Below are 18,101 nucleotides of genomic sequence, written 5' to 3'. Positions count from 1 at the left end.
GCTCAGCCGCCGATTCCGGTGGCGACCATCGGTGCACACATGTAGCTGCCCGGGCTGACCTGCTTCCAGGTGCTGCCCTGGAGCTGGATCACCTTGCTGCACTCGGCTCCGAGACCCCGGCCGATGTGCTGCTTGGCGTGCAGTCCGTTGCCGGTCCAGTTGTCGACGCCACGGAGCGCGGCGACCATGTTCTTGCGGTCCAACCGGCCGCCGAGGGCGAGTGCCTTCTCCACGAAGAGGCGGGTCGCCGACCAGGCGTAGAGGCCATACATGTTCGGTGCCGCACCGGGCTTCACCTGCTGCAACCAGGAGAGATAGAGCTGCATCTCCTTGTTGTTGGCCTCGAACATGTCGTTGGTCAGGTAGACGAAGGTCTTGTCGCCGACGCCGCCGGCCTGGTCGACATAGCGCTTGTCGTAGACAGTGCCGTCGGCCAGCACGACCTCGGGAGAGAACGCCTGCTGCTTCATCGCCTGCTGCAGCTTCACGTAGTTCTGGTACGGGCCCTGGTAGTAGACGAGCTTGATGTCCTTGCTCTTCATCTGCTGGACGTACGGCGCAAAGTTGAACTCCGCGACGTCGATCCCCTGCACGTACTTGACCCCGTAGCCGATCTTGCCCCAGGCCGAGGCGAGCGACTTCGCGTTCGGCGGCGCGGCACCGGCATTGATGTAGAGGACGGCGGCGCTGTCGGTGGCGCTCTTGTACTTGCTGCGCAACCACTTGGCGTAGGCGACACCGATCTTGGAGGTGTCGACCACCTGGGTGGCGAAGCAGGTGGAGCACTTCTGCCGTTCCGGGTTGACGATGGTCGAACGCAGGTCCGGCAGGCCACAGTTCTGGGCGGTGGCCGCACCACCGGAGTCGAACGCCGACATCGAGCCGACCGCGGCGAAGGCCTGGTCGCAGGCCTTCAGGTAGGCCTGCTGGTCGGCGCCGGCGTCGGCGCGGGTGTCGAGGGCCAGCACATCCAGCTTGCGTCCACAGATCTCGCTCTGCGAGTTGAAGTAGGCGACGTAGGCACGGGTGCCCATCTGCGCCGACTCGAAGATGCCGGGCACCGGACCGGAGAGGTCGGAGGCGTTGGCGATCAGGATCTTGTCGTCGGTGACCCCGGTCTGGTTCTTGAAGCCGTTGCAACTGCCCTTGGGGCCGTCGCCGGTGGAGGCGTTCTCGCCCTTCACCGGCGAGGTGCCGGGCTTGCTGTCGGGATTGCTTCCCGCGTTGTCGGTGCTCCCCGGCGCGGAGCCGGAGTCGCCGCTGTCGGTTCCGGAATCCCCCGTGTCGCCGGTGTCGACGGTGCCGTCGTCGGGCAGGCCCTCGCTCCCCGGCGCCGTGCCGGAGTCTCCCTGGTCGCCGACATTGCTGCCGGTCCGAACCGTGCCGTTGGCCCGAGCCACGTCCTCGGGCGCGACCTGCGAGCCGCAGGCGGCCAGAGCCAAGGTCAGGGCGATCCCGAAGAGAGCGACACCCGCCTGCGGGCGGCGGTGGCCAACTCGTCGTTTGAGCATCATCTGTCTCGTTCCTCACAGGAGCGGTAGGCACTGTCTCAACGAGGGCTCTATTCGAAAGTTATGAGCTAGCTCACATTTGGCTGAGCTTTCTCACCGCGGCTCAGCGCCCTTTCGCGATGGTCTCCTCGACCAGGCTGTTCAACCGCGCGCCGACCGGCCATCCTGCGTAGTGCGACAAGAAGATGACGATCTCGCGCAACGCCTCGGCGTCCAGGTCGCCGGCCTGGAGCGCAGCGGGGATCTGGATGCCCATCACGTCGTGCGCTCCGGTGCCGGCCAGCAGCCCGACCAGCAGCAGCCGACGATCCCGGTCGCTGAGTCCCGGTCGGGTCCAGATGTCGGCGAAGAGATGGTCGGCGGTGTAACCGAAGAAATCACCGTCGCCGTCCGACATGGTGAAGCCGTAGACCTCCTCCATCTTGGACAGGCCGCGGCGGCGGGTCTCAGGCAGGTCGGCGAAACGATCGGTCATCTCAGGGCCTCTCAGCAGGGTCGGCCGGAAGCCCGAGGCCGGTACCGAACCGGTCCAGGGCGATCCGCGCCAGAGGTGTCTCTACGCCGAGCTCGTCAGCGAGTTCGACGGCGAATCTCAGGTCCTTCTCGCCCAGGGCCCGAACATGGGCGAAGACGTCGAACCAGAAGTCGTCGGCGGGGATCGGCGCCGACGTCGGTCGATGCATGATCGCCCCTGGGCCACCGGTCACCGCGTCGGTGTGCCGGACGACGTCGCCCAGCGCGAGTAGGTCGAGCCCGGCCGCCTCGGCCAGACGCTGAGCCTCGGTCGCGGCGGTGAACGCGACGAAGTGCATCAGGTTGCGGGCCAACTTGAACTTCGTGCCAGCCCCGAGCGGACCGGCGTGGACCACCTTGCTGGCCATCGCGGCCAAGACCGGGCGGACCAGATCGAACGCCTCGTCGCCGCCGCCGGCCATGATCGCCAAGGTGCCGGCGTTGGCCCCCATCGCGCCGCCCGAGACCGGCGCGTCCACGATCGCGATTCCGGCGGAGGCCGCCGACGCCGCCAGCTCGGCGGGCGTCGTCGGAGCGACCGTGGAGTGCACCACCACGGCGCGCACCGCAGCGCCGTCCGCAGCCTCGATCGCAGCCAGTAGTTCGGTCAGCACCGACCGGACCTGGTCGTCGTTGCGGACCATCACGCAGACCACCTCGACCTCGGCCAACGCCGCCACCGACGCAGCCACGCCGGCTCCTGTCGCGGCCAACTCCACCAGTGGTGCCGGTTCGAGATCGAAGACGGTGAGCTCGACGTTCGCGGCCCCCGCCAACCGCAACGCCATCGGCTTGCCGATGTCGCCAAGGCCGACGAAGCCCACCCGGAGCGGAACCTCGACGGTCACGACCGGAACACCTGACCGCCGTCGACGGCGAGGATCTGCCCGGTCACCCAGGCCGCGTCGTCGCTCAGTAGATAGAGGCAGGCTCCGACCATGTCCTCGGGTTGGCCCATCCGCTTGATCGCCAACGAGTTCCGGACGATGTCGTGCGCAGCGTCGCCGGCCTGGGTCCGGGTCGCGGCGGTGTCGGTCGGTCCCGGCGCGATCGCGTTGACCCGGATCTTCATCCCGCCGAGCTCGTGGGCCAACTGTTGGGTGAGGCCGTTGATGCCGACCTTGGCCAACCCGTAGAACCCGGAGTAGAGCCACGCCGCCGTCGAGGACTGGTTCACGATCGCGCCTCCCCCACGAGCCTGCATGTGCGGATAGCAGGCCCTGGTGACGACGAGTGCCCCGTCCATGTTGACCGACATGAACCGGCGGTAGTAGTCCCAGTCGACGGTGACCAACAGGTCGAAGGCCATCTCGCCGTAGATCGCCGCGTTGTTGACCAACAGGTCGATTCCGCCGAACGCCGCAACGGCGGCGTCGGCCATCGCGGTGGCTGACCCCGGGTCCGCGACGTCGGTGCGGACGAAGATCGCACGGCCGCCGTCCGCCTCGATCTGCTTCGCGACCGTCTCCCCCGCCTCGACGTGGAGATCGGCGACGACGACCGCTGCGCCGTTGGCAGCAAGGGCTCTGGCGTAGGCCTCACCGATCCCCTGTGCGGCCCCGGTGACGATGGCGACCTTGTCGGTGAACCTCATCGGCCCTGCCCTTCGCTACGCGCCGGCTCGGCCAGCGTCTTGATCTCCAGGTACTCCTCGAAGCCGGCCATGCCCATCTCACGCCCGAGTCCGGACTGCTTGTAGCCGCCGAACGGTGCGTCCGGGCTGAACCAGACGCCGCCGTTGACGGCGATGGTCCCGGTCCTGATCCGCGCAGCCACCGCCTTGGCACGCTCCAGCGAACCCGACTCCACCGAGCCGGAGAGTCCGTAGGGCGAGTCGTTGGCGATCCGGACGGCGTCGTCGTCGCCGTCGTGGGCGATCACCACCAGAACGGGCCCGAAGATCTCCTCCTGCGCCAGCCTGGAAGAGTTGTCGAGTCCGGCGATGACGGTGGGCCGGATCCACCAACCGTCCTGATCGATCACCTCCCCGCCGGTCGCGAAGGTGGCACCCTCGGCGCGCGCGATCTCGAAGTAGGCAGCGATCCGATCGCGCTGGACCTGCGAGATCACCGGACCGCAGATCGCGCTCGGATCGGCCGGGTCTTTGGCCCCGATCGACTCCATCGTCGCGGCCGCCACCGCGACGGCCTCGTCATAGCGTGCCCGCGGGACCACCAACCGGGTGGTCAACGCGCACCCCTGACCGGCGTGGATGCAGGCGGCGAAAGCTGTCGCCCCGGCCGCGGCGGCGACGTCGGCGTCGTCCAGCACGATCGCCGCGGACTTGCCGCCCAGTTCCAGGAAGACCTTCTTCAACGTGGGCGCGGCGGCAGCCATGATCGCGCGCCCGGTCGCCGTGGATCCGGTGAAGGAGACCATGTCGATCCGCGGGTCGCTGGCCAGCACAGCGGCGACCTCGTTGGCCGACGGGGTCACCACGTTGAGCACCCCGGCCGGGATGTCGGTCTGCTCCGCGACCAACCGGCCCAGCTCGCAGGCGACCCAGGGGGTGTCGGGGGCAGGCTTGAGTACCACCGTGCAGCCGGCTGCCAGGGCCGGGCCGATCTTGGCCAGGTTGATCTGGGTCGGCACGTTCCACGGGGTGATCGCGGCGACCACCCCGACCGGTTCGCGCAGCACGGTGCGGTGCGTCGGGATGCCCATCGGCGCCGCCTCGCCCAGGTCGGTGGCGAACTCGTAGTCGGCCAACAGGTCGGTGACCCAGGCCAACCCGTCCACCGGCACGTCGAAGCCGGCCGCTCCCATCATGAAGCTCGGCATGCCGACCTCCGCGGTGGTCAGCGCCCGGAAGGCGTCGGCGTTCTCCAGCAGTGCCGCGTGCAACTGGCGCAGGCAGCGAAGCCGGAGCTCGCGGTCCGTCGACCAGTCGCTCTCGTCGAAGGCCCGGCGCGCCGCCGCGATCGCTGCCTCTACGTCGTCAGCGGTCGCGTCCGGGGCGTAGCCGATCGTGGAACCCGTTGCCGGGTTGAGGATCGGGTAGCTGGTGCCGTTACTCGCCGGGCAGAGCTTGCCGTCGATCAGGAGGTGCGCGGGCGGAGTGTCGAGCGTCGTCATCGGCTCGCCTCACTCGTCTCGGCGGGCGCAGCCTGCTGGGTGATGAAGTCGCCGCGCTCGACCGGCGGCGGCCAGACCGTGGAGGGCAACTCGTCGTAGTGGTAGTGCCCTGGCACCTCGTGCCCGAAGACCGACATCCGCTTCAGCAGCGTCTCTGAGGCCTTGTCGGCGCTGAGGATCTCCATGAAGGTGTGCGTGGTGGAGGGCATGTCGAACCAGTCCCGTTGCCAAGCGATCTTGATCTGGCCGACGTCGGGTCCGGAGGCCTGCCGCTCCACACCGAACCACGAGCCACCGATGCCGAGGATCTCGTACTCGGATCCCGTTGCGTCGTTGGTGATTCCCGACCGCTGTTTCCAGAAGCCGAGCACCATCGACTGCTGCTCGTCGATCATCGTGCAGACGTAGTCGTAGTGCCAGCCGTCGAAACCGTCCATCTCGATCCCGATCGCCCAGTCCCGGATCTGGTCGCGCCCGATCGCCATGAAGTGCTCGTCGTGGCTGTACATCCAGCCGTAGTTGGCGTCGACGGCGTACCAGTCGGCCAGTACCCGCCAATCGCCGCTACGTTCGGCGTCCCGGTTGGCTGCCAACCAGCCCGCCCAGAACTCCTCGATCTCAGCCCTGCTCAAGGTGTCGCTCACTGCTGTCTCCATTCCCGAACCGTCAGTCATCCGTGCCGAACCGTCAGTCATCCGTGCCGAACCGTCAGTCATGCGCGTCGAGCCGTCAGTCATGCGCGTCGAGCCGAGAGCGTCAACGCCATCGCCGGGCAGTACCGGACGGCGGCCGCAACCTCGCCGCGCAGCCCCTCGGGTGGCGACTCGTCCAGCAGGACCACCACGTCGGCGTCCGCGTCGAAACCGAAGACCGCAGGTGCCTCGGTCTGGCACATCTGATGCCCCTGGCACAGGTCGACGTCCGCTTCGACCCTCATCGCACGCGCCTGCGGTAACGGACCCGGCACGGCTTGGCCAACTGGATCACCATCTTGGAGGTGTCGTCACGGTAGGACTCCGCGGGCTGCGCCATCTCGAAGGTGTAGTCGCGCAGGATCACCGAGAAGATCGCCTTGAGCTGCATCATCGCGAACGCGTTGCCGACACAGCGGTGCTTGCCCGCCCCGAACGGGATCCAGGTCCACCGGTTCTGCAGGTCCTCCTGGTGCGGGTCCAGGTACCGCTCCGGGTGGAAGCGGTCCGGCTCCGGGAAGTCCTCGGCGATCCGATTGGAGACCCGTGGCGTCGCGCCGACCATCGTCCCCGCCGGGATCAGATGGCCACCGAGCTCGATCTCCTCCTTCGCGACGCGCAGCAGGAGGACCAGCGGCGGATGCAGCCGCAGCGTCTCCTTGAGCGACGCCTCCAGGTACGGGATCGACCGCAGGGCTTGGAACGAGACCTCGGAGCCATCCGCGTAGAGCTCATCGAGCTCGGCGACCACGCTGGCGAGCATCTCGGGGTGACGCAACAACTCGATGAGCGTCCAGGCAGCCGTCCCCGAGGAGGTGTGGTGCCCGGCGAACATCATCGAGATGAAGATGCCGGTGATCACGTCGGCGGTGTAGTACTCGGAACCGTCGGGGTTCTTCAACGAGATCAGCACGTCGAGCAGATCACGGTCCTCGCGAGCCACCTTTCCCCGGGCGACCCGCTTGTCGATGATCGCCTGGACCAGCTCCACCAACTTGATCCGAGCCGCGTCACGGATCCGGAAGGAGTCGATATCGGCGTAGGCGTCGACATAGGCCAACGCGTCCGTGCCGCGCTCAAGGTCGTGGTAGTGGTGGGCGAAGGAGGCGTCCAGCTCTTCGCGGAACGGCTTGCCGATCAGGCAGGCCGAGGTCGTGTAGATGGTGAGCTCGGCGAAGAAGTCGAGCAGATCGATCTCGCCCTCCTCGCCCCAGCCTGCGACCATCCGATTGATCTCGGCCTCGATGGTGGCCGCGTGCCCGCGCATCATGTCGCCGCGCAACGCCTGGTTCTTCAACATCTCCTGACGTTGCTCGGGAGTCGCATCGAAGACCACCCCTTTGCCGAAGATCGGGGTCATGAACGGGTACGCCTCACCCTGGTCGAGCAGCGAGTCCGGAGCCCGGAAGAAGGCCTCGTTGGCCTCGGCGCCGCTGACCAGGACGACGTCGCGGTCGGCCAACCGGAAGCGGCCGACGTCGCCGCACTCGTCGCGGACCCGGTGCAGCAGGCCGATCGGGTCGTTGCGAAGGTCCTCGAGGTGACCGTGCTCGTGGCCAGGAAAACCGCTGGAAACCTCGGGGATCCCGGCCAGCGCGTGACTCTCGGCGGTGATGCTCATCGCTTCTCCAGTTCGATCTCGGGTTGCACGTCGACCAGGGGGATCGAGGCGCCGCGGGGCATCCTGACCATGGTGGCGATCACGTCCGCCACGACGTCGGGCGTCATGAAATGCCCACTCCGGGTGAACCCGAGCCGGCTCCAGCCATCAAGCACCATCGAGGTTTCCTCGGCGTTCCAGTCCATCCCCATCCCGGTCCAGGTCGGGCCCGGACGCACCACGCCGACCCGGACGCCACTGCCTTCGGTCTCCAGGCGCAGCGAGCGGGCGAATCCTTCGATCGCCCACTTGGTGGTGGCGTAGGAGGACATGAACGGACGCACCGCATCCGCGCAGTCCGAGGAGATCAGGACGACGTCGCCGCGTTGACGCTCGACCATTCCCGGAACGACGGCGGCAACCAGGCGGTGCACGCCCAGCACGTTGATCTCCACCTCTTCGCCGAACCTCTCCGGCGGCGTCTCGACGATCCGGCCCGGCCGCAGCACCGCGGCGCTGCAGACCAACGCCTCGATGGCGCCCAACGCTTCGGTGCTCGCGGCGACGAACTCGTCGACCGAGCTCTGCGTGGCGAGATCGAGCGGATGGGCGAAGGCCTCTCCCCCGGCGTCGCCGATCTCCTGGGCCAGAGCAGCACAGGCATCTACCCGCCGAGCACCGAGGGCGACCGGGTGGCCGAGCGCCGCCATCGCCCGCGCGGTCGCGGCGCCGATCCCCGACGATGCACCGGCCACCAGCACCGGGCGCCGTTGCGGGTGCGCGGGCAAGCTCATCGGGCCACCACCTTGATCGGCAACGAGGCGAAGCCCCGCACGTTGGTCGAATGCACCCGCACCGCGGCGTCGTGGGCGACGTCGACCTGCCCGATCCGGCGGACGAACTCGGCCAGCGCGATCCGCGCCTCCAGTCGGGCCAGGTTGGCGCCCAGGCAGAAGTGTCGCCCGCCACCGAAGCTGACGAGTTGGGCGAGTTCGTCCTTACTACGTTGGATGTTGAACCGGTCGGCGTCGGTGAAGACCCGCTCGTCCCGGTTCGCGGAGCCGAGCACCAGCATCACTTTCGCCCCGGCCGGCGCGACCACACCATCGAGTTCGTAGTCGGCCAGCAGGTGCCGCGCGACCATCTGGCTGGAGGTGTCATAGCGCAACGTCTCTTCGATCCAGACGTCCACCAGGTCGGCGCCGGGCGCGAAGACCGCGGCCTGTTGTTCGGGGTGGGCCGCCAGGTGGAAGAGGGCGTTCCCCAGGAGTTTGGTGGTGGTCTCGTTCCCGGCCACCACCATCAGGAAGAGGAAGGCGATGATCTCCTCGTCATCGAGCCGGTCGCCGTCGATCTCGGCCTGGCAGAGCGCAGAGGTCAGGTCGTCGGTGGGCCGGGCTCGACGCTCGGTGACCATCTCGGCGTAGTAGGCGACCAGATGCAGCGACGCCTCCATCCCGGCAACAGGAACGTCGCGGACGCCCTCTTCGCGGTGCACCACCAGGTCGGCGAGGCGCCGGATCTCGTCGCGGTCGGCGACGGGGACACCCATCATCTCGGAGATGACATCCATCGGCAGGCGGCCGGCGAAGTCGGTGATCCAGTCGAGTTCACCATCGAGGCACTGGTCGAAGTAGTCCTCGGTGAGCGCCTCGATCCGGGGCGCCAACTCCTGGACCCGGCGCGGGGTGAAGCCGCGGGAGACGAGCTTCCGCAACCGCGTCTGGCGCGGCGGGTCCATCGCCAGGAAGCTCATCACCTTGTAGGCGTCTGGGCGCCAGGCCGACGCGTCCAGCGAGACACCCATCGCGTTGGAGAAGCGGGTGTCGTCACGCAGCGCGGCGGCGACGTCCTGGTGCCGGGTGATCGCCCAGAGGTCGTCGATCGCGTTGTGGTGCAGGGGCTCGCTGGCCCGTAGTCGTGCGTAGACCGGGTACGGGTCGTCCTGGAATCCGTAGTCGTACGGATCGAAGCCGACCTCGACGCGGGCGCTCATACGTTCCCCTTCAGGATCACCGCGTTGACGGCGTCGAGGCGGTCGGCGAGTTGGCTGTACGGGACCAACCCCATCCCGGCCTGGAGCAGGACTCCGGAGAAGGCGAGGACCAGCGCGTCGACCACATCGGAGTCGTGTCCCTCACCCAGCGCGAGTTCGAAGCGCCGCACGAACTCGGCGCCGATCCGCAGGCGCAACCGGGCGACCTCCGGGTCGCTGCCGAGCAGGGCCGGAGTGACCGCTGCCGCGAGCTCTGGCTCGGCGACCATCAGTTCGCCGTACTGGCGGACCACGGCACGGACCCGGCTGCGGGCGTCGTCGGCGTCAGCGAAGGCGGGCGGCTCGACGGCACCGAGGGTGCGCGAGAAGAGCTCGGCGAAGAGGTGGTTCTTGCTGGCCAGGTAGGTATAGGCGGTGGCCGGCGACACCCCCGCCCGGGTAGCCACACTGCGGATGGTGAGGGCTTCGTGGCCGACCACACGCAGTTCTTCGGCCCCAGCCGTCAACAACCTCTCGAAGGTCTCGGCCTGGCGGGCGTTGAGCCCGGATCGCGCTTCACTGGACACCTGACTGGACATGTGTCCAGTGAAGCGGCAAGGGCGCGGCTTGGCAAGCGATTCCGCAGAATTCCCATCGCCCACCCCGCCCTCGGGAGCTATCTGTGCGCCCTCGGGGGCAGGGGGCGCGAAGCGGCCGACGTAGGCTCTGAGCGCCTAACAGACAGGGGATTCACCATGGTTGCGAGTCGCGCAGCACGAGAACGGAAGGCCGCCGTCGCCGCCGGCCCACTGGCCCGAGTGGCGATCAGCTTCGGCGCCGACGACGCGTTCGTCTACAAGATCAACTGCGTGCGCTGCAACGTGCCCGACCGGGGCTACTGGTCCACCTACCGCAACGGCGCCGACAACGGATACATGGCCGCGATGGACCGCTGGATCTTCCACCTGCACGAGAAGCACCCCGACGCCGAGGCGCCCTGCCTGGCCTATCTCCCGGAGGCCCAGCAACGTCTGCACGAGCGCCGAATCGCGCAGGAGACGGACCCCGACGCCTGACGTCGCCGCGCACCGACATGCCACGAAGTGGGATCTCGGCAGCGGACCGACGCCTTCCGGGCCTAGCGTGTGGCGCGGCACACAACCGGACCGAAGGAGCACAGGTGGGTAACGAGCAGGTCTTCGACGTCGTAGTGGTCGGCTCCGGCGGAGGCGCTCTCGCCGCCGCACATCTCGCGGCCAAGCACGGACTGTCGACCGTCGTGGTGGAACGCACCGACAAGGTCGGCGGCACCTCGGCCTACTCCGGTGGCGCCTGCTGGCTGCCCGGCACCCAGGTCCAGACCCGCCTCGGCATCGCCGACTCCACCGACTCCGCGCGCACCTATCTCGGCGCGCTCCTCGACAACCCCGACACCGAGAAGGTCGAAGCCTTCCTGGCCGAGTCGCCGCGTCTGGTCGCTGAGCTTGAGGAGGACGAGTTCCTCGACTTCGAGTTCACCCCGTTCCCCGAGTACTACGACCGCCCCGGCCGAGTCTCCGGCGGCCGCTCGATCCAGCCCTCGAACATCCTCCGCGCCGACCTCCCCGAGCAGGTCGACGCTCTGCTCCGCCCGCCGGTGGAACGGGACCGCGAAGGCCAGGGCGGCCGCCGCACCCTCTCCGGCGGCCAGGCACTGATCGGCCGCCTGCTCGCCGCCTTCGTCCGCGACGGCGGCACCGTGCTTACCGGCCACACGATGACCGAACTCACCCGCGACGGCGACCGGGTCAGCGGCATCGTGGCCCAGACCGAGGCCGGCGCGGTCACCGTGACCGCACGCCGTGGCGTGATCCTGGCCAGCGGCGGCTACGAGGGTTCGCAGGAGCGGCGCGACGCCCGCGGTGTCGCTGGCTCCGCGACCTGGACGATGGCCCCGCGGGGCACCAACCAGGGCGAGCCGATCGACGCCGCAGCCGCCGTCGGCGCCGCCACCGCCCTACTCAACGAAGGCTGGTTCTGCCCCGGCCTGGCTCAGCCCGACGGCTCCGGCACCTTCACCCTTGGCTTCCGCAGCGGCGTGATGCTGAACTCCGACGGCGACCGGTACGCCAACGAGTGCCTGCCCTACGACCGTTTCGGCCGGGAGATGGCCGCAGACCCCAAGCGGATCCCGTCCTGGTTCGTCTTCGACAACGCCGAGGGCGGCCGGCTGCCTGCGATCGCCATGCCGGAGGGTGACCCCGAGGCACACCTCGCCGCCGGCACCTGGGTCAAGGCCGACTCGCTGGAGGAGTTGGCGGAGAAGCTCGGGCTGGCGAACCTGCCGGCGTCGGTGAAGCGGTTCAACGAGTTCTGCGAGACCGGCGTCGACGAGGAATTCGGCCGCGGCGCCGACGAGTACGACACGTTCTTCTCGTTCGGTCCCGGCGCCAACAAGGCGTTGAACCCGGTCGCCGTGGCACCGTTCTACGCCGCGCGTTTCGTCCTCTCCGACCTCGGCACCAAGGGCGGTGTCGTTACCGACGCCGCGGCCCGCGCCCTGCGCGAGGACGGCTCGGTGATCGATGGGCTCTACGCCACCGCCAACGCCACCGCTTCGCTCTTCGGTGCCTATTACCCGGGCCCCGGCGCCCCGCTCGGTTCGGCGATGGTCTTCGGCTCGCTCGCCGTCCGCGACATCCTCGCTTCCTGAGAGCACGCCTAGGTGGTGTCTGACTCCCAGTAGTGAGGAGCCAGACACCACCTAGCGGCTCGGCGCGCGTACTACTGACGGTTCGGCGCGTACTACTGCCGGTTCGGCGCGTACTACTGCCTGTTCGGGCGGGTGGGGGTGGTTCCGCGCCAGCGCTTGAAGGCGACGATGAAGCTGGACGCCTCGGCGTAGCCGAGCCGGAGTGCGACGTCGTCGACACTGAGCAGGCCGGTATCGAGGAGCTGCACGGCCAGGGTCTCGCGGACCTCGTCGAGCAGGCCCTGGTAGCTGGTGCCCTCGGCGGCGAGCCGGCGACGCAGGCTCCGCTCCCCCAGGCCCAGCGCGGCGCAGACCTCCGCCATCGGCGCGCCAGCGACCAGCCGCTGCGCGATCAGCACCCGGACCTCCTGGGCGATCCCGCTGCGTTGACGGCGGCGCGAGACCAGTTCCGCACACATCGCCTCCGACATGGTGTGCGCGGCGCCACCGCCGGTGGGTAGCCGGGTGTTCAACAGCGAGGCGGTGAAGGTGAGCCGGTCGACCGTCGCGTCGAAGACAGGCTCGGTGCCGAACAGTTCGCGGTAGCGCCGCGGGTCCGCCGGCCGGGGCCCGGTCAGTTCCACCGCGGTAGCTGGAAACCCGCCGGGGCGCAGCTGGTCCAGCACCCGCCAGACGGCGGTCAGATCCCGTTCGGCGAGGAACTGCCGGACATCGGCAGGCAGCGCCGAGTCGTCGAACTCGACCACCACCGTCTCCCCCTCGATCCGCGCGTCGGGGATCGCGAAGCTGAAGCTCAGGTCGATGAATCGCAAAGCCAGGTTGGCCGCCTCCGCCACCGTCGCGCTGGAGAGCAGCGCGAAGCCGAGCACCCCGAAGCTCTCCGCGCGGTACCGGGCCCCGAGCTCCACCCCGCGCAGGTCGGGGCGGGCCGCACGCAGGTTGCGGACCACCCGCAGCTCCTGGCGGGCGGTCACCAACCGGTCGCCGGTCGCCAGCTCGTCGGCCGTCAGGGCGGTCCCGGCGAGCAACTGCGGAGCGTCCAGTCCCCACTCCTGGCCGGCGTCGAGGAGCAGGGCCACGGCCGCCGCGTCGCGGGCGAAATCCCAGGAGAGGGCCGCGGGGCGTTCGAGGTCGAGGCCGGACATGTCCGAAATTGTGGATCAGATGTCCGCCGTTGTCTGCCCCTTGGCCCAACCCGATCCCTACGCTGCCGACATGTCCACCCAGCCTTCGGTCCTCATCATCGGCGCCGGTCTCGGCGGTGTCGGGGTCGCCGCCTCGCTGGCCCACGCCGGCTTCCACGACGTCACCCTGCTCGACCGCGGCGAGGGCCCCGGCGGCGTGTGGCGGGACAACACCTACCCGGGCGCGGCCTGCGACGTCCCGTCCTCCCTCTACTCCTGGTCGTTCGCCGCCAAGCCCGACTGGGGTAGGCGCTACGGCACCCAGCCCGACATCCTGGGCTACCTGCAGGACCAGGTCGACCGGCTCGGGCTCCGCACCAAGATCCACACCCGGCAGCGGGTGGTCTCGGCCCGTTGGGACGCCACCGACCACCGGTGGCGGGTGGTCACCGACGCCGGCCGCGAATACACCGCCGATGTCCTGGTCCCGGCGACGGGCCAGCTCTCCGACCCGGTGATCCCGGCGATCGACGGCGCCGACACCTTCGCCGGCCCCACCTTCCACTCCGCCGGCTGGCGGCACGACGTGGAGTTGAAGGGCAAGCGGGTCGCGGTGATCGGCACCGGGGCCTCGGCGATCCAGTTCGTCCCGGCGATCGTCGACGACGTCGCCGCCCTGACGGTCTTCCAACGTTCGGCGCCTTACGTGGTGCCGAAGCCGGACCGCGCCTACACCAAACTGCACCACACCGTCTTCAGGCTCGTCCCGAGCAGCCAGGCCTTCGGCCGCAAGCTGACCTGGGTGCTCTCGGAGCAGCTCAACTCCGCGATGGAGAAAGGCGGCTTCCTGCCCCGGATCCTCAAGCAGGTCTGGCGCGCGCACCTTCGCCTCACCGTGAAGGACCCGGCCAAGCGCGCCAAGCTGGTCCCGGACTATCCGCTGGGCTGCAAGCGGTTGCTCTTCGCCAACAGCTGGTACCCGGCGATCAACCGCGACCACGTCGCGGTGGTCACCGATCCGATCACCGCCGTCGAACCGGACGGCGTCCGCACCGGTGACGGCACCCTGCACCCGGTCGACGTCGTCATCTGGGGCACCGGGTTCGCCGCCACCGACTTCCTCGGCGAGCTGGAGATCCGCGGCACCGAGGCGACCCTGAGCGAGGTCTGGGCCAACGGCGCCTTCGCACATCTGGGGGTGAGCGTGGCCGGATTCCCCAACCTGTTCTGGGTCTACGGCCCCAACACCAACCTCGGCGGCGGCAGCATAGTGTCGATGATGGAGGCGCAGGCCGGCTACATCACCCAGGCCGTGCAACGCCTCGCGACCCACCGACGTGACGGCGAGCGCGGCGCCCTGGAGCTCCGCGGTGCGGTGGGCGTCGCCTACGACGCGGAGATGCAGCGTCGGTTGGGCGACTCGGTCTGGAACAACTGCGCGAGCTGGTACCGGAACGAGGGCGGCCGGATCATCAACAACTGGCCCGGCACGGTCGCCGAGTACCAACGCCGGACGCGGCACTTCGACGTCACCGAGTACACCGAGTCACGGGTCTTCGGGCACCAGGAGAAGGAGAACGCGTCAGCATGAGCAACCACTACGACGTGCTGATCATCGGCTCCGGGTTCGGCGGTTCGGTCTCCGCGCTGCGGTTGACCGAGAAGGGGTACCGCGTCGGCGTGCTGGAGGCCGGGCGCCGCTTCGCGGACGACGAACTGCCCACCAGTTCCTGGAAGGCGCGCGACTACCTGTGGGCGCCCGCCCTTGGCTGCAAGGGGATTCTCCGCACCACCCTGCTCAAAGATGTGCTGATCCTCTCCGGCGCAGGGGTCGGCGGTGGCTCGCTGGTCTACGCCAACACGCTCTACGAGCCCAGCGCCGCCTTCTACGCCGATCCGCACTGGGCGCACATCACCGACTGGGCCGACGAGCTCGCCCCGGCCTACGACCAGGCCAAGCGGATGCTCGGCGCCACCACCTACCCACGGACCTCGCCGTCCGACGAGGTGATGCAGGAGGTGGCCGCCCGGATGGGGGTCGCCGAGAGCTACCACCCGACCGAGGTCGGCGTGCTCTTCGGCGAACGGCCCGGCGATCAGGTCGCGGACCCGTTCTTCGGTGGCGCAGGCCCGGCCCGGTCGACCTGTACCGACTGCGGTGAGTGCATGACCGGGTGCCGTCACGGGGCGAAGAACACTTTGGTGAAGAACTACCTGTATCTCGCGGAACGGGCCGGTGCCCAGGTGCACGCCGAGAGCACGGTGACCGACGTCCGCCTCCGCTCCGGCGGCGGCTACACGGTCAGCGTGCGGCGCACCGGCGGGATCAGGCGGACCACCTTCACCGCCGATCAGGTGATCTTCTCCGCCGCCGCCTTGGGCACCCAACGCCTGCTGCACCGACTCCGTGACCGCGGCAGCCTGCCCTCGATCTCACCACGGCTCGGCGAGCTTTCCCGGACCAACTCCGAGTCGATCCTCTCGGTCCGTTCGCGGCGGGACGACGTCGACTTCACCCGCGGGGTGGCGATCACCTCCTCGATCCACCTCGACGACGTGACCCACCTGGAACCGGTCCGCTACGGCCGCGGCAGCAACGCGCTGGGCCTGTTGCAGGCGATCCTGACCGACGCCGAACCGGGCAGGAACCGGCTGCTGCTCGGGCTCAAGCAGATGTGGGCCAACCGCCGCGACCTGCCCCGGCTGCACAACCCGAAGAACTGGTCGAAACAGTCCATCGTGCTGCTGGTGATGCAGAGCGCCGACAACTCGCTGACCACCAGCACCGTGCGACGGCCGTGGGGCCGGCGGCTCAGCAGCCGCCAAGGCATCGGCGAGCCGAACCCGGTCTGGCTGCCGAACGCCCACGAGGCGGCGCGCCAGGTGGGCGCGAGCATCGATGGGATCCCCGGCGGCACCTGGGCAGACCTGGCCAACATCCCGTTGACGGGGCACTTCATCGGAGGATGTCCGATCGGGCTCTCCCCCGACGACGGCGTGGTCGATCCCTACCACCGCCTACACGGCTATCCGGGCCTCCATGTGATCGATGGATCCACGGTCGCCGCCAACCTCGGCGTCAACCCGTCGCTGACCATCACCGCGATGGCCGAACGTGCGGTCGCGCTCTGGCCGAACAAAGGTGACGCCGACCCCCGCCCACCCGTGGGCACCGGCTACCGGCGGGTGGCACCGGTCGCTCCGCGGAGCCCGGCCGTGCCGCCGTTGGCGCCCGCGGCCTACCGACTCCCGATCTCGCCGATCTGAGGCTCCCTCCCCGAGTCGTCGGCCGTAGAATCCGGGGGTGACCGCTGAACTTCCGCCCTGCCCCAGCTGCGCCAGTGCCTACACCTACGAGATGGGCGAACTCCTGGTCTGCCCCGAGTGCGCCCACGAGTGGTCGCCCTCCGAAGCAGCGGCAGCGGCGGACGCCGCACTGATCCGGGATGCGGTGGGCAATGTGCTCGCCGACGGCGACACGGTGACCATCGTCAAGGACCTCAAGATCAAGGGCGCCGCGGGCACGATCAAGGTCGGCACCCGGGTCAAGGGCATCCGGTTGGTCGACGGCGTCGGCGACCACGACATCGACGGCAAGGTCGACGGGTTCGGCCCGCTCCAGCTGAAGTCCAGCGTGGTCAAGAAGGCCTGACCCCGCTCAGCCGATCGCGTCGGCGATCGGAGTCGCGCCGTTGTTGAACTCGATGGTGCGGTAATGGGTGGACGGCTGATGGAGTACCTGCGCCACGACGGCGGCGACGTCGGCGCGGCCCACCGCACCCTTGACGACGCCGGGCCCGGTCTCGATCAGTCCGGTCGGCGGGTCCAGGGTCAGCCGGCTCGGCCCGAGCACCGTCCACTCCAGCGAACTGGAGCGTAGATGCTCGTCAGCTGCGGCCTTCGCCTCCGCGTAGGCGTAGAAGGAGTCGTCAGGTGCGACCCCGTGCTGCCGCCCAGCCCCGTAGTAGCTGACCATCACGAACCGTTTGATGCCGTCGATCTCAGCGGCGTCGATGGTTCGGATCGCGGCGTCCTGGTCGACGGCGTAGGTCCGCGCCGGGTCGCCGCCGCCGGCTCCCGCCGTCCAGACCACCCCGTGGTGCCCCTTGAGCAGGTCCGCGATCGCCGCCGTGTCCAGCTCCTCGAAATCCGCGACCACAGGTTCGGCACCGGTTTCGACGACGTCGTCGATGTGCGCCGGGTTGCGGAAGAAGGAGGAGACCTGATGGCCCTCTTCCGCCAGCAGACGGGTCAGCTGAAGAGCCACCTTGCCGTGGCCCCCGATCACTGCGATTCGCGACATGGGCCCACGCTAGCGAAGAAAGTGCCCCTTGGCGGTCTAGTCCGCTGAGGGGATTTTGCTCAGATGCCCTAGTTCTAGGCCGATTGTCAGCCGCTTCAGGAGTGTCAACCCCCAACCAGCAGAACTATCCGCGACTGTCCGGGTTGCGTTAAGGGCGATTCTCGTCGCGCGTTTTGTCTCGTCCGCCGGCCGATCGCGGTGGCATGCTGTCTCTACGCGCATCGGCTGCCCGCCAGAAGGGAGCAACGCCATGTCAGCAGGTGACTGGAAGGCGTTGATGGACGCCATCGACAGTGGCGACTACGACCTCGTCGAGTTCTATGCCGTGGTCGGCGTCGACGTGAGCTACATCCATCCGGAGTACCAGTGCACCCCGCTGGTCACCGCGATCCTCGAGGATCATGCCGAGATCGCGATGTTGCTGCTGGAGCACGGCGCCGACCCCAACCAGCCCTCTCCTCTCGACGAGATGAATCCGCTGGAGGCCGCCGAAGCGATGGACCAGGAGCAGGTCGTCGCGCGCCTTCGCGAGTTGGGGGCCGCGCAGCCGGAGCCACCTGCCGAGGGACCACACCAGCACACGCCCCGGTTCTAGGCGAGGCGTGTGCTGGACCGA

General features: G+C 68.9%; 19 protein-coding genes. 6 read left to right on the top strand and 13 right to left on the bottom strand.

The window, feature by feature from the left end:
* Window positions 1-2 precede the first annotated feature (2 nt).
* From ACLM5J_RS06325 to ACLM5J_RS06275, 11 genes are all read right to left on the bottom strand, one after another.
* Window positions 3-1,511: an ABC transporter substrate-binding protein gene (locus ACLM5J_RS06325; RefSeq protein WP_413655222.1), complete on the bottom strand. Its 1,509-nt coding sequence runs from the start codon at window positions 1,509-1,511 to the stop codon at window positions 3-5.
* 103 nt (window positions 1,512-1,614) lie between these two features.
* The gene (locus ACLM5J_RS06320) at window positions 1,615-1,986 is read right to left on the bottom strand and encodes a carboxymuconolactone decarboxylase family protein (RefSeq protein WP_413655221.1); all 372 of its coding nucleotides are present in this window, start codon (window positions 1,984-1,986) and stop codon (window positions 1,615-1,617) included.
* 1 nt (window position 1,987) lies between these two features.
* Window positions 1,988-2,872, bottom strand: a complete 885-nt coding sequence (locus ACLM5J_RS06315; RefSeq protein WP_413655220.1) for an NAD(P)-dependent oxidoreductase — start codon at window positions 2,870-2,872, stop codon at window positions 1,988-1,990.
* Window positions 2,869-3,618, bottom strand: a complete 750-nt coding sequence (locus ACLM5J_RS06310) for an SDR family oxidoreductase (RefSeq protein ID WP_413655219.1) — start codon at window positions 3,616-3,618, stop codon at window positions 2,869-2,871. The genes ACLM5J_RS06315 and ACLM5J_RS06310 overlap by 4 nt, the downstream gene beginning before the upstream one ends.
* Entirely contained in the window at window positions 3,615-5,099 is a 1,485-nt protein-coding gene (locus tag ACLM5J_RS06305) for an aldehyde dehydrogenase (RefSeq protein ID WP_413655218.1), read from the bottom strand. Before ACLM5J_RS06305 ends, ACLM5J_RS06310 begins: the two co-directional genes overlap by 4 nt.
* A complete protein-coding gene (locus tag ACLM5J_RS06300; protein ID WP_413655217.1) occupies window positions 5,096-5,743 on the bottom strand; it encodes a hypothetical protein in 648 nt (215 codons plus the stop codon). The genes ACLM5J_RS06305 and ACLM5J_RS06300 overlap by 4 nt, the downstream gene beginning before the upstream one ends.
* Window positions 5,744-5,832: 89 nt before the next feature.
* Window positions 5,833-6,036 (bottom strand): ferredoxin, encoded by a 204-nt coding sequence (locus ACLM5J_RS06295; RefSeq protein ID WP_413655216.1) that lies wholly within the window; start codon window positions 6,034-6,036, stop codon window positions 5,833-5,835.
* A complete protein-coding gene (locus tag ACLM5J_RS06290; protein ID WP_413655215.1) occupies window positions 6,033-7,412 on the bottom strand; it encodes a cytochrome P450 in 1,380 nt (459 codons plus the stop codon). Before ACLM5J_RS06290 ends, ACLM5J_RS06295 begins: the two co-directional genes overlap by 4 nt.
* Window positions 7,409-8,185, bottom strand: coding sequence for an SDR family oxidoreductase (locus ACLM5J_RS06285; RefSeq protein ID WP_413655214.1), 777 nt, complete (start codon window positions 8,183-8,185; stop codon window positions 7,409-7,411). The genes ACLM5J_RS06290 and ACLM5J_RS06285 overlap by 4 nt, the downstream gene beginning before the upstream one ends.
* Complete coding sequence (locus ACLM5J_RS06280; RefSeq protein WP_413655213.1) at window positions 8,182-9,387, bottom strand: cytochrome P450; 1,206 nt, start codon at window positions 9,385-9,387, stop codon at window positions 8,182-8,184. Before ACLM5J_RS06280 ends, ACLM5J_RS06285 begins: the two co-directional genes overlap by 4 nt.
* Window positions 9,384-9,965: a TetR/AcrR family transcriptional regulator gene (locus tag ACLM5J_RS06275; protein ID WP_413655212.1), complete on the bottom strand. Its 582-nt coding sequence runs from the start codon at window positions 9,963-9,965 to the stop codon at window positions 9,384-9,386. The genes ACLM5J_RS06280 and ACLM5J_RS06275 overlap by 4 nt, the downstream gene beginning before the upstream one ends.
* A 156-nt stretch (window positions 9,966-10,121) precedes the next feature.
* Here ACLM5J_RS06275 and ACLM5J_RS06270 point away from each other — a divergent pair, with 156 nt between their 5' ends.
* The gene (locus ACLM5J_RS06270) at window positions 10,122-10,442 is read left to right on the top strand and encodes a hypothetical protein (RefSeq protein WP_413655211.1); all 321 of its coding nucleotides are present in this window, start codon (window positions 10,122-10,124) and stop codon (window positions 10,440-10,442) included.
* Window positions 10,443-10,546: 104 nt separating this feature from the next.
* Window positions 10,547-12,058, top strand: a complete 1,512-nt coding sequence (locus tag ACLM5J_RS06265) for an FAD-dependent oxidoreductase (protein WP_413655210.1) — start codon at window positions 10,547-10,549, stop codon at window positions 12,056-12,058.
* A 113-nt stretch (window positions 12,059-12,171) separates the two neighbouring features.
* Here the strand turns inward: ACLM5J_RS06265 and ACLM5J_RS06260 are convergent, their stop codons facing one another.
* Window positions 12,172-13,203: an AraC family transcriptional regulator gene (locus ACLM5J_RS06260; RefSeq protein ID WP_413655209.1), complete on the bottom strand. Its 1,032-nt coding sequence runs from the start codon at window positions 13,201-13,203 to the stop codon at window positions 12,172-12,174.
* A 70-nt stretch (window positions 13,204-13,273) separates the two neighbouring features.
* On the opposite strand from ACLM5J_RS06260, the gene ACLM5J_RS06255 reads away from it, so the two are divergent.
* The 3 genes from ACLM5J_RS06255 to ACLM5J_RS06245 are packed head-to-tail and all read left to right on the top strand — an operon-like array spanning window position 13,274 to window position 16,834.
* On the top strand, window positions 13,274-14,773 hold the full coding sequence (locus tag ACLM5J_RS06255) for a flavin-containing monooxygenase (RefSeq protein WP_413655208.1): 1,500 nt from the start codon (window positions 13,274-13,276) through the stop codon (window positions 14,771-14,773).
* Window positions 14,770-16,449, top strand: a complete 1,680-nt coding sequence (locus ACLM5J_RS06250; RefSeq protein WP_413655207.1) for an FAD-dependent oxidoreductase — start codon at window positions 14,770-14,772, stop codon at window positions 16,447-16,449. Before ACLM5J_RS06255 ends, ACLM5J_RS06250 begins: the two co-directional genes overlap by 4 nt.
* Before the next feature lie 37 nt (window positions 16,450-16,486).
* A complete protein-coding gene (locus ACLM5J_RS06245; RefSeq protein ID WP_413655206.1) occupies window positions 16,487-16,834 on the top strand; it encodes a zinc ribbon domain-containing protein YjdM in 348 nt (115 codons plus the stop codon).
* A gap of 6 nt (window positions 16,835-16,840) precedes the next feature.
* On the opposite strand, the gene ACLM5J_RS06240 is transcribed toward ACLM5J_RS06245, so the two are convergent.
* Window positions 16,841-17,485, bottom strand: coding sequence for an NAD(P)H-binding protein (locus tag ACLM5J_RS06240; protein ID WP_413655205.1), 645 nt, complete (start codon window positions 17,483-17,485; stop codon window positions 16,841-16,843).
* Between the two features lie 250 nt (window positions 17,486-17,735).
* Between ACLM5J_RS06240 and ACLM5J_RS06235 the strand changes: the two genes are divergently transcribed.
* On the top strand, window positions 17,736-18,080 hold the full coding sequence (locus ACLM5J_RS06235; RefSeq protein ID WP_413655204.1) for an ankyrin repeat domain-containing protein: 345 nt from the start codon (window positions 17,736-17,738) through the stop codon (window positions 18,078-18,080).
* Window positions 18,081-18,101 lie beyond the last annotated feature (21 nt).

Origin of the sequence: Nocardioides sp. Bht2 (genome assembly GCF_047308515.1) — a bacterium.
In the GTDB taxonomy this organism is placed as follows: Bacteria; Actinomycetota; Actinomycetes; order Propionibacteriales; family Nocardioidaceae; genus Nocardioides.
This window is presented reverse-complemented; position numbering and strand designations above follow the sequence as displayed.

Coding starts and splice junctions, on each gene's coding strand:
- ACLM5J_RS06325 (WP_413655222.1), bottom strand. CDS start 1,511: ATGCTCAAACGACGAGTTGGCCACCGCCGCCCGCAGGCGGGTGTCGCT.
- ACLM5J_RS06320 (WP_413655221.1), bottom strand. CDS start 1,986: ATGACCGATCGTTTCGCCGACCTGCCTGAGACCCGCCGCCGCGGCCTG.
- ACLM5J_RS06310 (WP_413655219.1), bottom strand. CDS start 3,618: ATGAGGTTCACCGACAAGGTCGCCATCGTCACCGGGGCCGCACAGGGG.
- ACLM5J_RS06305 (WP_413655218.1), bottom strand. CDS start 5,099: ATGACGACGCTCGACACTCCGCCCGCGCACCTCCTGATCGACGGCAAG.
- ACLM5J_RS06295 (WP_413655216.1), bottom strand. CDS start 6,036: ATGAGGGTCGAAGCGGACGTCGACCTGTGCCAGGGGCATCAGATGTGC.
- ACLM5J_RS06290 (WP_413655215.1), bottom strand. CDS start 7,412: ATGAGCATCACCGCCGAGAGTCACGCGCTGGCCGGGATCCCCGAGGTT.
- ACLM5J_RS06285 (WP_413655214.1), bottom strand. CDS start 8,185: ATGAGCTTGCCCGCGCACCCGCAACGGCGCCCGGTGCTGGTGGCCGGT.
- ACLM5J_RS06280 (WP_413655213.1), bottom strand. CDS start 9,387: ATGAGCGCCCGCGTCGAGGTCGGCTTCGATCCGTACGACTACGGATTC.
- ACLM5J_RS06275 (WP_413655212.1), bottom strand. CDS start 9,965: ATGTCCAGTCAGGTGTCCAGTGAAGCGCGATCCGGGCTCAACGCCCGC.
- ACLM5J_RS06270 (WP_413655211.1), top strand. CDS start 10,122: ATGGTTGCGAGTCGCGCAGCACGAGAACGGAAGGCCGCCGTCGCCGCC.
- ACLM5J_RS06260 (WP_413655209.1), bottom strand. CDS start 13,203: ATGTCCGGCCTCGACCTCGAACGCCCCGCGGCCCTCTCCTGGGATTTC.
- ACLM5J_RS06255 (WP_413655208.1), top strand. CDS start 13,274: ATGTCCACCCAGCCTTCGGTCCTCATCATCGGCGCCGGTCTCGGCGGT.
- ACLM5J_RS06250 (WP_413655207.1), top strand. CDS start 14,770: ATGAGCAACCACTACGACGTGCTGATCATCGGCTCCGGGTTCGGCGGT.
- ACLM5J_RS06240 (WP_413655205.1), bottom strand. CDS start 17,485: ATGTCGCGAATCGCAGTGATCGGGGGCCACGGCAAGGTGGCTCTTCAG.
- ACLM5J_RS06235 (WP_413655204.1), top strand. CDS start 17,736: ATGTCAGCAGGTGACTGGAAGGCGTTGATGGACGCCATCGACAGTGGC.